The 15202-nt window shown below is 67.9% G+C and carries 12 protein-coding genes; 4 read left to right on the plus strand and 8 right to left on the minus strand.

Annotated elements, in window-relative coordinates; translation table 11 throughout:
• Nucleotides 1-43 precede the first annotated feature (43 nt).
• From ACU4ZT_RS04445 to ACU4ZT_RS04460, 4 genes are all read left to right on the plus strand, one after another.
• Nucleotides 44-1156, plus strand: coding sequence for a substrate-binding domain-containing protein (locus tag ACU4ZT_RS04445; protein WP_081235039.1), 1113 nt, complete (start codon nt 44-46; stop codon nt 1154-1156).
• 174 nt (nt 1157-1330) lie between these two features.
• Nucleotides 1331-2860 (plus strand): multiple monosaccharide ABC transporter ATP-binding protein, encoded by a 1530-nt coding sequence (gene mmsA / locus ACU4ZT_RS04450; protein WP_063071981.1) that lies wholly within the window; start codon nt 1331-1333, stop codon nt 2858-2860.
• Nucleotides 2861-2865: 5 nt separating this feature from the next.
• Nucleotides 2866-4053, plus strand: coding sequence for a multiple monosaccharide ABC transporter permease (mmsB, locus tag ACU4ZT_RS04455; RefSeq protein WP_063071982.1), 1188 nt, complete (start codon nt 2866-2868; stop codon nt 4051-4053).
• Nucleotides 4054-4246: 193 nt separating this feature from the next.
• On the plus strand, nt 4247-4846 hold the full coding sequence (locus tag ACU4ZT_RS04460) for a helix-turn-helix transcriptional regulator (protein WP_445338097.1): 600 nt from the start codon (nt 4247-4249) through the stop codon (nt 4844-4846).
• 677 nt (nt 4847-5523) lie between these two features.
• On the opposite strand, the gene ACU4ZT_RS04465 is transcribed toward ACU4ZT_RS04460, so the two are convergent.
• From ACU4ZT_RS04465 to xylA, 8 genes are all read right to left on the minus strand, one after another.
• The gene (locus ACU4ZT_RS04465) at nt 5524-6813 is read right to left on the minus strand and encodes an MFS transporter (protein ID WP_445338099.1); all 1290 of its coding nucleotides are present in this window, start codon (nt 6811-6813) and stop codon (nt 5524-5526) included.
• Nucleotides 6810-7832, minus strand: a complete 1023-nt coding sequence (locus ACU4ZT_RS04470) for a glycosyltransferase family 2 protein (RefSeq protein WP_445338101.1) — start codon at nt 7830-7832, stop codon at nt 6810-6812. The genes ACU4ZT_RS04465 and ACU4ZT_RS04470 overlap by 4 nt, the downstream gene beginning before the upstream one ends.
• Nucleotides 7829-8590: an ABC transporter ATP-binding protein gene (locus ACU4ZT_RS04475; RefSeq protein ID WP_445338103.1), complete on the minus strand. Its 762-nt coding sequence runs from the start codon at nt 8588-8590 to the stop codon at nt 7829-7831. Before ACU4ZT_RS04475 ends, ACU4ZT_RS04470 begins: the two co-directional genes overlap by 4 nt.
• On the minus strand, nt 8587-9429 hold the full coding sequence (locus ACU4ZT_RS04480; RefSeq protein ID WP_445338105.1) for an ABC transporter permease: 843 nt from the start codon (nt 9427-9429) through the stop codon (nt 8587-8589). The genes ACU4ZT_RS04475 and ACU4ZT_RS04480 overlap by 4 nt, the downstream gene beginning before the upstream one ends.
• On the minus strand, nt 9426-10856 hold the full coding sequence (locus ACU4ZT_RS04485; protein ID WP_445338107.1) for an ABC transporter substrate-binding protein: 1431 nt from the start codon (nt 10854-10856) through the stop codon (nt 9426-9428). The genes ACU4ZT_RS04480 and ACU4ZT_RS04485 overlap by 4 nt, the downstream gene beginning before the upstream one ends.
• A 17-nt stretch (nt 10857-10873) precedes the next feature.
• A complete protein-coding gene (locus tag ACU4ZT_RS04490; protein WP_445338109.1) occupies nt 10874-12787 on the minus strand; it encodes an alpha-galactosidase in 1914 nt (637 codons plus the stop codon).
• A complete protein-coding gene (locus tag ACU4ZT_RS04495) occupies nt 12784-13164 on the minus strand; it encodes a galactokinase family protein (protein ID WP_445338111.1) in 381 nt (126 codons plus the stop codon). Before ACU4ZT_RS04495 ends, ACU4ZT_RS04490 begins: the two co-directional genes overlap by 4 nt.
• Nucleotides 13165-13903: 739 nt before the next feature.
• Nucleotides 13904-15097, minus strand: coding sequence for a xylose isomerase (xylA, locus tag ACU4ZT_RS04500; protein ID WP_053773879.1), 1194 nt, complete (start codon nt 15095-15097; stop codon nt 13904-13906).
• Nucleotides 15098-15202: the final 105 nt, after the last annotated feature.

A 15202-nucleotide genomic window follows, 5' to 3' on the forward strand; every position in this document is an offset into this window, starting at 1 on the left:
GCCGGACGCGCGTCTCACAGCAGCAGTACGAAAGGACACGACCGTGAAGATGAAGAAGGTCCTCGTCGGCATCGCCGCCACGAGCATCGCCCTCTCGCTCGCCGCCTGCTCCGGCGGCGGCGGCCGCGGCGGCAGCGCCGGCGGCACCGAGGACAACAAGGGCGCCCTCGTCGGCGTCGCCATGCCCACCAAGACGAGCGAGCGCTGGGTCGACGACGGCAACAACGTCAGCGACCAGCTCACCAAGCTCGGCTACAAGGTCGACCTGCAGTACGCCAACGACAAGGTGCAGGACCAGATCTCGCAGATCGAGACGATGCTCAACAAGGGCGCCAAGGCGCTCATCGTCGCGTCGATCGACGGCACCGCGCTGACCCAGGTCCTCAAGACCGCGGCCGACGACGGCGTCAAGGTCATCGCGTACGACCGCCTCATCAACGGCACCGAGAACGTCGACTACTACACGACGTTCGACAACCAGCAGGTCGGCGTGCAGCAGGGCAACTCGCTCCTGCAGGGCATGGGCCTCGTCGACGCCGACGGCAAGCCCACCGGCAGCACCGAGAAGAAGACCATCGAGATCTTCGCCGGCAGCCCGGACGACAACAACGCGCAGTTCTTCTACAACGGCGCGATGAGCGTCCTCAAGCCCTTCCTCGACTCCGGCCAGGTCACCATCGGCTCCGGCCAGAAGGACTTCAGCCAGGTCGCGATCCAGCAGTGGAAGCAGGAGGGCGCGCAGGCCCGCATGGAGAACCTGCTGTCGGGCAACTACGGCGGCGGCAAGGTCCTGAACGGCGTGCTCTCGCCGTACGACGGCCTGTCGCGCGGCATCATCCAGGCCCTCGGCTCCACGAGCCCCATGCCGATCATCACCGGCCAGGACGGCGAGAAGGCGTCCGACAAGCTCATCCTCGACGGCGTCCAGTACTCGACGATCTTCAAGGACACGCGCCTGCTCGGCAAGGAGGCCGTCACGATGGTCGACGACCTGCTCAAGGGCGACAAGCCGGATGCGCCCGACACCTACAACAACAAGGTGAAGGACGTCGCCACGAAGCAGTTCAAGGCCGTGACCGTGACGAAGGACAACCTCATCGAGGTCATCGTCGACAGCGGGTACTACACGCAGGACGAGATCGACAAGGGCGAGTAGCCCACCCGCGTCGCCCCGGCGGCGCACGGGCCGGTCGACTCCCGCGTCGACCGGCCACCACCGGGTCGGGCCGGCCGCGCACCGCGGCCGGCCCGCCTCCGGGTGGCGCATCGCGCGCCGCCCCGCACTACCGCCGGGCACCCGGCACCACCATCCACACAAGTGAGGCAGGCCATGGCCAACCACATTCTCGAGATGCGCGGCATCACCAAGACGTTCCCCGGCGTCAAGGCGCTGCAGGACGTCACCCTCGAGGTCACGCGCGGCACGTGCCACGCGATCTGCGGCGAGAACGGCGCGGGCAAGTCGACCCTGATGAAGGTGCTGTCGGGCGTCTACCCGGCCGGCTCCTACGACGGCGACATCGTGCTCGAGGACAAGGTCGTCAAGTTCTCCAGCATCCGCGACAGCGAGAAGTCGGGCGTGGTGATCATCCACCAGGAGCTCGCGCTGAGCCCCTACCTCTCCATCGCGGAGAACATCTTCCTCGGCAACGAGATCAGCAAGGGCGGCTTCATCGACTGGAACGCCACCAACGTGGAGGCCTCGAAGCTCCTCGCCCGCGTCGGGCTGAGCGACAACCCGGCCACGAAGATCGCCGACATCGGCGTGGGCAAGCAGCAGCTCGTGGAGATCGCGAAGGCGCTGTCCAAGGAGGTGAAGCTCCTCATCCTCGACGAGCCCACCGCCGCGCTCAACGACGAGGACTCCGCCCACCTGCTCGACCTGATCAAGCACCTCAAGGGCCAGGGCATCACGAGCATCATCATCAGCCACAAGCTGAACGAGATCAAGGCGATCGCCGACGCCGTCACGATCATCCGCGACGGCAAGACGATCGAGACCCTCGACCTCGGGCGCGACTCCATCAGCGAGGAGCGCATCATCAAGGGCATGGTGGGCCGCGACCTCCAGAGCCGCTACCCCGACCGCACCCCCGACATCGGCGAGGAGGTGCTGCGCATCGAGGACTGGACGGTCCACCACCCGCAGGAGCACTCCCGCGTGGTCGTCGACCACGCGAACCTGAACGTCCGCGCGGGCGAGGTGGTCGGCATCGCCGGCCTCATGGGCGCGGGCCGCACCGAGCTCGCGATGAGCGTCTTCGGCCGCTCCTACGGCGCCAACATCTCCGGCAAGCTCTACAAGCGCGGCAAGGAGATCACGGCGCGCACGGTGGGCGAGGCGATCAAGAACGGCCTCGCGTACGCCACGGAGGACCGCAAGCACTACGGCCTGAACCTCATCGACGACATCAAGCGCAACGTCTCCGGCGCCGCGCTCGAGAAGCTGTCGAAGGCGGGATGGGTCGACGCGAACCGGGAGTACGTGGTGGCCGACGGCTACCGCACCTCCATGAACATCAAGGCGCCGAGCGTCGGGTCCATCACCGGGAAGCTCTCCGGGGGGAACCAGCAGAAGGTCGTCCTCTCGAAGTGGATGTTCTCCGACCCGGACGTGCTCATCCTCGACGAGCCCACCCGCGGCATCGACGTGGGCGCCAAGTACGAGATCTACACGATCATCAACGCGCTCGCCGCGCAGGGGAAGGCGGTCATCGTCATCTCCAGCGAGCTCCCCGAGCTCCTCGGCATCTGCGACCGGATCTACGCCCTCTCCGCCGGGCGCATCACGGGCCAGCTGCCGATCTCCGAGGCGACGCCCGAGACCCTCATGACCTACATGACCAAGGAAAAGGAATAGTCAGCATGTCCAGTCTCAGCAATGTGGCGGGTTTCCTCGTCAGCCGCCTCAGGCAGATCGGCATCTTCATCGCGCTGATCGCGATCGTGGTGCTGTTCCAGATCCTCACCGACGGGACGCTCCTCGAGCCCCGCAACGTCACGAGCATCGTCGTCCAGAACGCCTACATCCTGATCCTCGCGATCGGCATGGTGATGATCATCATCGCCGGGCACATCGACCTGTCGGTCGGGTCCGTGGTGGCGCTCATCGGCGCCGTCTCGGGCGTGTTCGCCGTCAACTGGGGCTGGCCCTGGTGGGCGTCCATCCTCGCCAGCCTCGTGATCGGCGGCCTCATCGGCGCCTGGCAGGGCTTCTGGGTGGCGTACGTCGGCATCCCCGCGTTCATCGTGACCCTGGCGGGCATGCTCACGTTCCGCGGCCTCGCCCAGATCGTGCTGGAGAACCGGCCGATCACGCCGTTCCCGGACGAGTACGTGGCCGTCGGCTCCGGCTTCCTGCCCGACCCCACGAACCGCGCGGCCATCCTGGAGCCGATCACCGTGGCGCTCGGCGTCATCGCGGCGCTGTTCCTCGTGCTGTCCGCGGTGCGCGAGCGTCGTGCCCGCGTGAAGCTCAACCTCGAGGACGAGCCGCTCGCCTGGTTCCTCACCAAGCTCGCCACCATCGCGGTGCTCGTGCTCGGCATCACGTACCTGCTCGCGAGCTACAACGGCACGCCGATCGTCCTCGTGATCCTCGCGGTGCTGGTGCTCGTGTACACGGCGGTGATGGGCCGGAGCATCTTCGGCCGTCACATCTACGCCCGCGGTGGCAACCTCAACGCGGCGCAGCTGTCCGGCATCAACACGAAGCGCGTGGACTTCCTGCTCTTCGTGAACATGGGCTTCCTGGCGGCGCTCGCCGGCATCGCCTTCACGGCGCGCAGCAACTCGGCGCTCCCCGCGGCCGGCAACGGCTTCGAGCTCGACGCGATCGCCGCGGTGTTCATCGGCGGGGCGGCCGTCACGGGCGGCATCGGCACCGTGACGGGTGCGATGGTCGGTGGTCTGATCATGGGCGTGCTCAACAACGGCATGTCGCTGCTCGGCCTCGGCACGGAGTACCAGCAGCTCATCAAGGGCCTCGTGCTCCTGCTGGCTGTCGCGTTCGACGTGTTCAACAAGAGCCGCGGGTCCAAGTCCGCGACCTGATCCGCCCGCATCACCCGCGCTGACGCGCACGGAGGGGCCCGGCATCCGCATGGATGCCGGGCCCTCCGTCGTCCGGCGCCGCGGGCTGGGGGAAGGGCGTTCGCGCGCGGCGGCGTCCGCGTAGCATCCTGCTCACCCGCCGCCGCGTCGTCTGCCGTGTCGCGCGGCCCGTCGAGGCGCGAGGGAGCGGAGCATGCCGAGGAGCGTCATCCCCTGGATCGCGGCAGCCGTGGGGGTGTCGACGATCGCCGTGGTGCTCGCCGTCCAGCATGGCCGTGACCCCGTCGCCGCCGTGCTCCCGGCCCTCGTGGTGCTCTCGAGCGGTCCGGTGGGCCTCGTCATCCGCCGCCGGCGCGAGATGGGCTCGCGGTCGGCCGCGCCCGGCGGCGTGGAGCGGGCGATCGCGTCCGCCACCCAGGCGGCGGTCTTCCGCGACCTCCTCGTCGGGATCCCGGCGGCCATGCTCCTCCAGCTGGTGCAGCCCGAGCGGCCGCCGATCACGACCTTCCTCCTGCTGCTGGTGGCCACGCTCGCGGACCACGGCCTCCGGAACATCGCACGCCTTCGGGCCTGCGGGAGGCCCGGCCCGGGCACGAACGACCTCGCTGTCCACCGGGCCGCGGCCGGGCTCGCGCCGGAGGACCTCGCGCTGGCCACGGGGGTCAGCGATCGCACGATCGTCGCGATCGAGAACGGCCGCCATGAGCCGGGCGTCGACCTCGCGCTGGCTCTCGCCCGCGAGCTCGGCGTCCGCGTGGAGGACCTGTTCCCGGCGCATCCGCCGAGGGCCTGACCGCCGCGCACAGGCAGACGGAGGGCCCGGCATCCACGTGGATGCCGGGCCCCCCGGTCGTGCTCGGTGCGCGTCCTAGGGCGTGTCTCTCCATCCGTGGGTCCAGGCGATGATGCCGTGCAGGACGGTCGCGGCTCGGTGGTGGAGTGCGTGCTCGTCGTAGCGGGTGGCGAGGCCGCGCCATCGCGTGATGTGGCAGAAGCGGGGTTCGGCGACATTCCGGCCGCGGTGGTCGACCGCGTCGAACGCGGATGGGCGCCCACCTCTGGCGCCGCGTCGACGTCGGTGGCCTTGCGATCGGCCGGCTCGGGGATGACCGCGCGGATGCCTCGGTCCGGAGATGGCGGCGGATCGCTCGAGACGAGTGCGCCTTGTCACCTCGGAGCGCGTGCGAGTGCTCGCGAGAGCCCCATGGAACATGAGCCGGGTCATCGACGGGTGTCCACGGGGTGGGGCGGTCTCCTCGCGGTCGTGAAGCGCCCTGCATTCGATGGAGACATCGCGCGATGTGATTCCCGCCAGCTGATCGACGGCTGCGTGGCCAGCATGGAACGTGCCCTCGAACTCGGCGAGGTGGGTCACGGCCGTCCGGGCTCCGTTCACACGGCTTCGCCGCCGGTTCGCCAATACCCTCCCCGACGAGTCGGAGCGTCGTCTCGCTCAGCGCTATCGCGGAGCTACGTCGGTCGGGTTCGCGACCGCGACAGGTCGGGCTCGGCGCCGCGGACGCCTCCTTCGCTCTCGGCCCGCCGACTGCAGAGGAACCAGACGATTCCGTACACGACGGTGATGCCTCCGAAGAGCTGCACGAGAGTCGGGGCGGGAAGGACTCCGATGAGGACGGCGGCGACGAGTTGGCTGATCCCGATCGCGAGCATCGAGAACATGTTGTCGAAGGCGAAGATCCGACCCCGCAGAGCAGCGGGTGATTCCTGCTGCAGACCGTAGTTGCTCAGGGATGCGGTGGCACTGCCCCCGACATGGGCGACGATGACGAGGATGATCGCGAGAGGGGCGAACGTCTGCATCGCCATGAGCGCGTAGGCCACGCCGAAGAGCGTGATCGTCGCCAAGAGCGCTCTCCTGGGCTGGACGCCGGCGCGGACGATCGGTCTTGCGAGCATCGGACCGATCAGAGCGCCGATGCCTCGGGCGGCGAACAGGAAGCTCGCTATGAGAGCCGGCTCACCGCTGGAGAGCATCAGGGCGATGGAGGGGAAGACGGCGAGGATCCCGTTGCCGATGTTCGTCCCGGGCTTGGCGAGGATCAGCGCACCGATCATGCGACTCGTCTTCGCCGCCCGGAACACGGAACGGCTGTCGCTGACGAACGCGGAGAGGCGCAGTCGAGGGACGTCGGTCGCCGCGCGCCCGAGCTTCGGGAGCCTGAGCAACGACAACCCGGCGATGAGGTAGCCGAGGAAGGTCACGCCGAAGCACACGTACGGGGAAGCGAAGCTCGAGACCAGGCCGCCGAGGGTGGAGCCGAGCACGAGCATCACCCCCCAGACGGATCCGAGACCGGTCGTCGCTGCGAGCAGGCCGTGTCGTTCGACGAGGTCGGGCACGATCGTGTTCACGGCCGGGGTGAAGAACGCCTTGCCGACCGCGAGAAGTGCATAGGTGGCGACCCCGAACAGCGCTGTCGCCGCAGAGGAGATGAGGAAGAGCAGCCCGATTGCCAGAGACGACCCGAGAAGGCAGACGATCAGGATCTTCCGGCGGTCGAACCGGTCCAGCAGCGAGCCGGCCACCAACGACAAACCGGCGATGACGAAGGTCTCGACGCTGAGGAGGACGGCGCCGAGAGCGCCGCTGCCCGTCAGCCTCTGCATCAGCAGGATGAGCGGGATCATCGTGAACCAGTCACCGCCCTGGCAGATGACCTGCGCGAAGAAGACACGGCGATAGTCGACGTTGTGCCGGAGCAGGCCCCAGGTCGTCGTCGGCGGGGCGGCGGCTCTCACTGCGCCTCTGGTCGAGACGGGGCCGGGTCGGCGGATCGTGTCAGGACCCCTCGTTCACGCAACCCGTCGAGGACAGCTCGGTTCGCCGCGGGCATCGAGAGCATCGTCTCGGCGTCGAGCTCGGCGACGAACTCGGCGGCGAGCGTCGAGGCGGCGCTGAAGTCGGCCTCGGGCGCCTGTCTGATCGCGTCGAGCAGCACGGTGAAGTCGCCGAGCGTCATATCGTGTCCGAGTTCGCGCAGCAGGCTCGGACTGTATTCGCGGACGACTGCAGCGCTCTCCACGGCCATCCGCATTCGTGCTTCGACGTTCCCCGGTTCGTGGAGACGTTGCGTGATGGATCGCGGACCGCGATCACGCACGCGCCAGTGGTAGGCGACCTGTGTCGTCACGACGACTGCTCGCGCCTTGAGGTGCGCCGCGAGCATCACCGGCGCGTCCTCGTATTCCGACAGTTCGAAGGCGAGACCGGCTGAGTTCCAGAAGCTACGCCGGAAGACCTTGTTCCACGCCATCCTGTCGAGGATGAGGTCTCTGACCGAGGTGATGTGGGCCGCCTGTCGGTCGGTCCCGAAGACCTCCCGGTACCGGGGGTGCGGCCACACCTTCTGGGAGTCGAATCGCAGCACGTTCCCGGAGACGAAGTCGGCCGCCGATCCCTCGAGGAGTGAGATGGCGCGTTCGTAGGCCCCTTCGGGTACGACATCGTCGGCGTCGCAGAACGCGAGGTACTCGCCCGCCGCCGCCGTGATACCGAGGTTGCGGGCTCGGCTGAGACCGCGGTGGTCGCTCACCACGAGTTCGAAGCGGTCGTCCTCGGCGATGAATCGGCGGGCGATGTCCTGGCTCCGATCCGTGGAGCCGTCGTCGACCAAGATCACCTGCAGGGGAACGCGCTGCCGGGCCAGCGACTCGAGACATTGCTGGAGGTACGACTCCACATCGAAGACGGGGACGACGACACTGAGCAGCCCTGCGGTGGGCTGCGCGCTTCGATTCTCCGATTCGGCGTCGGTCATCGTGAGGCCCCTGTCTCGGAAGCGAAGAGGGCGAGCAGCTTGAGACGGTGCACATGGGCGCTGTTCGCGTCGGCTCCCGTCTCGGTCGCACGACTCGGCGAGTCCGGGATCTCGACCAGCCCGTTCGCCGGCTTCCCGGTGAGTACGAGCTGCCTCCCGCCGAGGGCGTCGGCCTCCTCCAGGTCGTGAGTGACGAAGACGACCGTCGGACGGTGTTCGTCGTGCACTCGGAGAAGCAGCTGTTGGCAGGCCGCCCGGGTCCTGATGTCGAGAGCGCTGAAGGGCTCGTCGAGCAGCAGCACACTGGGACGCGTCACGAGGGTGCGCGCGATCTGCGCCCGCTGCCTCATCCCACCCGAGAGCGAGCCGGGGAGCAGGTCTCCGTGCGCCGACAGTTCGACCTCCGCGAGCATCTCGGTGACGCGTTCCGTGCGCTGGGCCTTGGGCACTCGTGCGATCTTGAGCGGGAGCTCGACGTTCTGCCGGACGTTCAGCCATGGCAGCAACCCGTCCTGTTGGAAGACGAGTCCCCGACTTGCGGACGGTCCGAGGATCGGCTCGTCGGCGACCCTGACGTCGCCGGATGTGAGACGCTGCAGCCCCGCGAGGACGCGCAGGATCGTCGACTTCCCCGAGCCAGACGGCCCCAGGACGATGGAGATGCGGCCGGCTTCGAAGGTCGCTGACAGGTCGTCGAGGACGGTCCGACCACCGAGTCGGACGGTGGCCCCTTCCAGCTCGATCGCAGCTCCGTTCATGATGTGACCTCGCGCTCTGCCCAATGGGTCAATCGTCGGCCGGCGAAAGCGACCAATCCGGTGGTGATCATGCCGAGTGCGCCGATGACGACCATGCCGGCGACGACCGCTGGGTAGTCGACGAGCGTGTACGCCTGCCAGGTCCGGTACCCGACGCCGAATTGACCGGAGATCATCTCGGCTGAGATGACGCAGACCCAGGACACGCCCAGCCCGACGGAGAATCCGGCGAAGATCCCCGGCAATGCGCCGGGAAGCACGACTCGCAGGATCACGGTCGCCCGCCCGCCGCCCATGGTCTGGACTGCCTCCTCCCAGGAGAGCGGCAGCGTTCGCACTGCGGCTCGTGCGCTGATGACGATCGGGAAGACGGCGGCTGCGAAGGTGATCGCGACGATCCCCTGCTCATTGGTCGGGAACAGCAGGAGCGCGATCGGCACCAATGCGATCGCGGGAATGGGACGCGCGATCTCGACGAGGGTGCCGAGGGTCCGGTCGGCGGTCGAACTGCGGCCCTGCATGATCCCGAGCGGGACGCCGACTGCGCATGCGAGCAGGAATCCGACCGTGATCCGGGCCAAGCTCGCGGCCACGTCCTGGTAGAACAGCGCTGTCCCGAGTTGACGGATCAGTACGTCCGCGACGGTCAGCGGCGTCGGCAGTTTGTCGAACGACAACCAGAGCCTGACGCCAGAAGCCGACAGCAGTTGCCAGATGAGCAGCGCGGCGACGACGGTCGCGGCCCTGATCAGCAGGTCCTTGGACGACCGTGCGCGGGAACGGGTGGGAACGGTGCGGCCGGGCAGTCGCATCATCGCCGTTCGTGATGCTGCCTTCATCCGCTCGCCCTCGAGAAATCCTCGGCGCCGGCGAAAGTGTATTGACGGCTCTCGGGCTTGTCGGCTGCGTACTTCGAGGCGTTCTCGGCAGTCGCGAACGCAGCCCATCGCTTGTCCGTCGGTGCAGCTGGGTCGTATGTCCAGATGCTCTTCTCCGCGAACCAGCGCGTCCCGGTCAATCCATCTGACACGTAGGCGGCGCGGATCTCCGCGTCCGCCTTCGTCGCGGCAGCGAGCAGGCATCCCGGAGTGCCGTAGAACGATGCTCCCGCTTCGCCCTTCCAGAGGATCGCACTCGGCGGACCGTTCTCACCGGCCGAATCGCCGCAGCCCTCCTGGACCGTTCCAGGTGCTGCTTGGTTGATGTCGGAGTCGAGCATCTGCGCGTAGTCCTCACCGAACAAGCGCTTCAGATGGGAATCGTCGGCGAAGGACGTGAGGTGCGGGTCGATCGTGCCGTCGGTCTTGCGCAGGTAATCGGAATCCTTCTGCAGTGCGGTCACCAATGCGGGTTTGAGGGCCATGTTGAAGTTCGCGATGCCGAAGGGTCCGTTGTACAGGTAGACGACCTCGAGCGGGAGGCCGGTCGCTTCGGCGACCTCTTTCGCCGCGTCGAGCGGCTGGGCGTGGAGGTAGTCCGTCGCTTCGCTCATGCCCTGGAGGAAGGCTTGGACGACCGCGGGCTGCGTTCTCGCGAACTGCTCGCCGACGACGACGCCGTGGAAGGTGGGGTTCGCGGTCGTGGCCCCGTCGACGAGGAGGCGCCCGTCGCCGTTCCACACCTCTTGTGCGGGCCATGGCGCGAACTGGGAGTAGGCCGCCACGCTGCCGGCCTTCAAGGAGGTCGCTCCGACGCTCGGCGCTTGGTTCTGTCTGTCGATGTCCGTCGGCTGGAGGCCTGCTGCATCGATGGTCTGAGCGAGCAAGCCGTCGCCGGCTGATCCGACCGAGGTCGAGACGGTCGCTCCGCGGAGCCCCGCGACGTCCTCGATCGTGCTTTCCGACGGCACGACGATGCCGTTCAAGCCTCCGGCCATGTTGAACGCGGTCGTCGCAATGAGTTCGGTGCGGGCATCGGCTTGCGGGTAGGTCCGCGAAGCGTTCAGGACCAGCGGGAAGTCACCCATCGAGCCGATGTCGATCTTGCCGGCGAGCATCTGCGCGGTGATGGGGGCGCCGGTGTCGTAGTCCTCCCATCTCACGTCGTAGCGCACTCCGGTCTTCTCCGTCTCGGCGGCGAGCGCCTTCTCGAAGTAGCCGCGCGCCTTGAGGAGCGTCCCTGCCGTGACGGTGTTGATCGTCTTGCTCTGGTAGCCGACGGTCACCTCGACCGTCCCGTCGTCGTCGGAGCACCCTGTCATCGTGGTCGCGCCGAGCACGATGCCGATGGAGATCGCCAGTACCCGCAGGAGTCGTCTGTTCCGCATTGCCTGTCGTCGCTTCCTCATCGTTCCTCGGGTGCTCGTAGCACTGCGACCTCGCCGGTGGCCAGCGGGATCTCGCTCGTGCCTGCTGGGAGCACCTCGACCACGGAGCGGGTCGAGCCGTCGGTCACGTCGATTCTGGTGATGATCGTCCGTTCTGTGTCCGCGGACAGCGTGATGGTGTGGTCGGTCGTCGAGTTGACCAGGGCGACGCACGTCGGCGGCAACCTGGTGACCCTGCCTGATTCGGTCTGGATCACGACTGTTCCGTCTTCCAGCTCCATCGACGCCGTCCCGTCGGTCGTGAAGCTGCGGCCGTGTCCGAGGCCACGGGCTAGCAAGGAGTCGTACCAACGATGGAGTGCACTCATGGTCGCGCGTTGCGGAGAGGTCAGCGTCCTGAGGTCCTTTCCCCATGACGGGATGCCTCCGGCGATCATCCGCAAGCCGATCAGCGCGACGTCCTGCGCGCTGGCCGACGGGCTGAAGGTCTGGTAGTCGTTCAACGCGGGGAGGTTGCGGGCTTGCATGTAGACCATGCGCTCGAGGTTCGTCTTCGAGGCGTACGGCGCATCACCGGCCCGCACCACGGTGCCCGTCGCTGCGGCTTGAGGTGACGCGTAGTCCTGCTTGAGTTCGACGATCATCGGTCGTCCGACGGCGTCGATCGCGCGCCGGGCTTCGGCGAGGTGCAGCACGAGTCCTTCCATCGCTGACTCCGTGTCGTGCAGGTGGTGGACGCCGGCGCACTCCTCTGCCGGGAGCCAGTTGAACAAGTCGAACTTGAAGCCGTCGATCTCATAGGCGTCGATCAGCGAGGTGACCACGCCGAGCATCCTCGCGCGTGCTTCCGGAGACCGGAAGCAGAGGGAGTAGAACAACGTCGGGTTGACGATCGGCGTGCCTCGGTCGTCCTCGACGAGCAGGGAGGCGTTCTCGCCGAATGAGTGGGAAGCCGGCCCGACCGCGTGCGGGGCGCACCAGAGGAGCACCTTCGCTCCATCGGCGCGAAGCTCACGGAGCATCTCCGGCATGTCCGGGAAGCGGATGGGATCAGGCTGCCAATCGCCGATGTTCAGTGGGGTGCCGTAGTCGGAGTCGAGACCTGGCCCGAACCAGCCGTCGTCGAGGATGAAGTGCCGCACTCCGAGTTCCAGTCCCGCTGCGACGTTGTCGGTGAAGGTCCTCCGGTCCATTTGATCGGAGCTCCAATCCACCCAACTGCACCAGTACGTCGCGAGCGCGGCTGCATCTGGCTGATATGCGACCGCCAGCCGGTCCTGTTCGAGACGGCTGAACCTCCTCAGCGCGTCGAACCACGCGGTGTGTCCCTCTTCACGGGTGCTCACCCACCCGAAACGCTGGGTGGTGCCGAGCGCTGGCCCGACGGCCCCGAGCTCGTATTCGACTCGGAAGCGACGGTGTTGGACGTTGAGTGCTCGGTTCGACGCGGGCTCGTGCACGCGGACATCCATCTCTCGCGTGCCGGTGAGCAGGCCGATGGCGAACGCAGCGTTGCCGCCGAGGTTCTCGAAGACGAACGCCGGGGTGGCGAACGAGTTGATGCGGATCGCTGTCGTCTCGCGGAAACGCCATGCCGATATCGGGCTGAGGCTGTTCATGAACCACCGCCCGGTATCGGGGAAGACCACCCGGTCGAAGTTGTCCAGGAGCGTGACGTAGGAGATTCGGAGGTCCGACATGTCCGAGATCGTCGTCACCTCGAAGATCAATTCGTCCGGCTCTCCGCTGCGGACGGCGATCGTGACGTCCTCGTCGGGATCGTGCGGGGACTCCGCGGTGAGCAGCCCGCCTCGTCGGACCAGATCGAGCACTCGCGTCACCTGATGCTGACCGGCAGTGACCGTGATCTCTAGACATTCGATCGGCTCGCATGTCAGCACGCCGTCTTCGCGGCTCTCGAGGAGCGTCACAGGTGCCGCCCGGCGCCGTCGGACGGGGTCCCGATGGAGAGATCCGGCGATGCCCAGTCGGTCTCCTCACCGAACCGGGCCCGGACCGCGGTCGCGATCGTCTCGATCGACGAAGTGGGAGCGAGGGCCGCTGATGAGACTCGCCTGACCTCGCGCTCCTGCACGGAGCGGAGCACGGGCACGCGCATCCCGCCGGCGTAGTCGACGTGCTCCCCGATGAGGTTCACGCGTCCGGGAGCCGACCACACGCCACGGGTTCCGTCGGCGCTCTCCGAGTGTCTCTCCGCCGACTCCTGGGCGGTGATCCCACGTGCCGAGACGGCCGAGATGATCGGCTCCGGTGCGTCGCCCGTTCGACGAGACGTGATCGGGTTCACTGTCCTTCTGCCAGCTCCATCGCAAAGCAGCCTCTCTCCGGATAGCCGTGTTGACGTTGCACCCTACAGGCAGTGGGCGTGCCAGCTCGAGCGACATGTGGAGGACGTCGCAGAGCCACCGCTGACGGCCACGTCCCGGCTGCGCCAGCGGCCCTTCTTCGACGCGCTCGGTCGGCGTCAGTCGTGGCGTGTCGTCACCTGAGATGCGTCTCCTCATGATGTGCGGGCGTGCGGCCTGTGAGCAGGGCGGGTCCGTGGATCGGCGTGAAGACCGCATCGGTGCGGCGCATCGCGGGGAGAACCCGACCGCACCTGCCGAGCTCGCTGGCGGCTTCGCGGTCATCGGGGACGTGCATCTCCTCGCGGATGCCGATCTGCGAGGCACCCTGGGTCTGATGGAGACTCGCACTATGTGATGCCCGCCGGCTCGAGGTCCTCGACGCTGCGGGCGGCGTCGAGCGGGCCGTCGCCGCCCGGGCCGCGGCCGCGGTCTTCCGGGACCTGCTCGTGGTGCTCCCCGCCGCGCTCGTGGACGAGGGGTTCCGGCGCTCGTCCGGCCGTCGACCTGGCGGTGGCGCTCGCCCGGGAGGTGGAGGCGCCGGTCGAGCGGCTCTTCCCTCCGCCCGCGACGCGCGGCTGAGGGGCGGGTTCCGAGCCCGGTCCGCCCGACCCGCCACGGCCGAGGGCCCGGCATCCACGTGGATGCCGGGCCCTCCGGTCGTGCAGGTGAAGGGGCGAGCTAGGAGCGCGCGCCCATCAGGTGCTCCAGCGCCAGCTGGTTGAGGCGGACGAAGCCGAAGCCCTTCGCGTCGAAGTACTCGTCGGCCGCGAAGTCCTCGTAGGAGGAGCGGTCCGCGAGGATGTCGTCGTAGGACTCGCCCTCGTTCAGCGTCGGCGTGTAGATGTCCTGGACCTTGGCGGCGGCGAGCGCCTCCTGCACCTCGGGGTCGGCGCGGAAGGCCTGCGCGCGCTCCTTGAGGAGCAGGTACATGCGCATGTTCGCCGCGGCGGAGTCCCACACGCCCGTGATGTCCTCGGTGCGGCTGGGCTTGTAGTCGAAGTGACGGGGGCCGTCGTAGGAGCGGCCGCCACCCACGCCGCCGTTCTCCAGCAGGTCGACGAGCGAGAACGCGTTCTGCAGGTCGCCGTGGCCGAAGACGAGGTCCTGGTCGTACTTGATGCCGCGCTGGCCGTTGAGGTCGATGTGGAAGAGCTTGCCCTGGTACAGCGCCTGCATGATGCCGGCGGTGAAGTTGAGGCCCGCCATCTGCTCGTGGCCGACCTCGGGGTTCACGCCGACGAGCTCGGGGCGCTCGAGGGTCTCGATGAAGGCGAGCGCGTGGCCGAGCGTCGGCAGCAGGATGTCGCCGCGGGGCTCGTTGGGCTTCGGCTCGATCGCGAAGCGGATGTCGTAGCCCTTGTCGGTGACGTAGTCGCCGAGCAGGTTGACGGCCTCGCGGTAGCGCTCGAGCGCGCCGCGGACGTCCTTGGCGGAGTCGTACTCGGCGCCCTCGCGGCCGCCCCACATCACGAAGGTCTGCGCGCCGAGCTCGGCGGCGAGGTCGATGTTGCGGAGGACCTTGCGGATCGCGAACCGGCGGACGGCGCGGTCGTTCGAGGTGAAGCCGCCGTCCTTGAAGACGGGCGCGGAGAAGAGGTTGGTGGTGACCATCGGGACGACGATGCCGGTGTCGCTGAGGGCGCCCTTCAGGCGGTCGATCTGCTTCTGGCGCTCGGCGTCGGTGGACCCGAAGGCGAAGAGGTCGTCGTCGTGGAAGGTGAGGCCGTAGGCGCCCAGCTCCGAGATGCGCTCGACGCCCTCGACCACGTCGAGGTCGGAGCGGGTCGGGCCGCCGAACGGGTCGGCCCCGGTGTATCCGATGGTCCAGAGTCCGAACGAGAACTTGTCCTCGCGGGTGGGGGTGAGCGCCATGGTGTCTCCTGTCAGCGTCGTCGATGATTTGTTGCTAGCTACAACCTAATCGGCGGGCGGGCGCCGCGCAACGTCGACACGGGGTCGAGGGTGGGGCGCACGCGG

The sequence above is a fragment of the Clavibacter davisi genome (assembly GCF_052751415.1).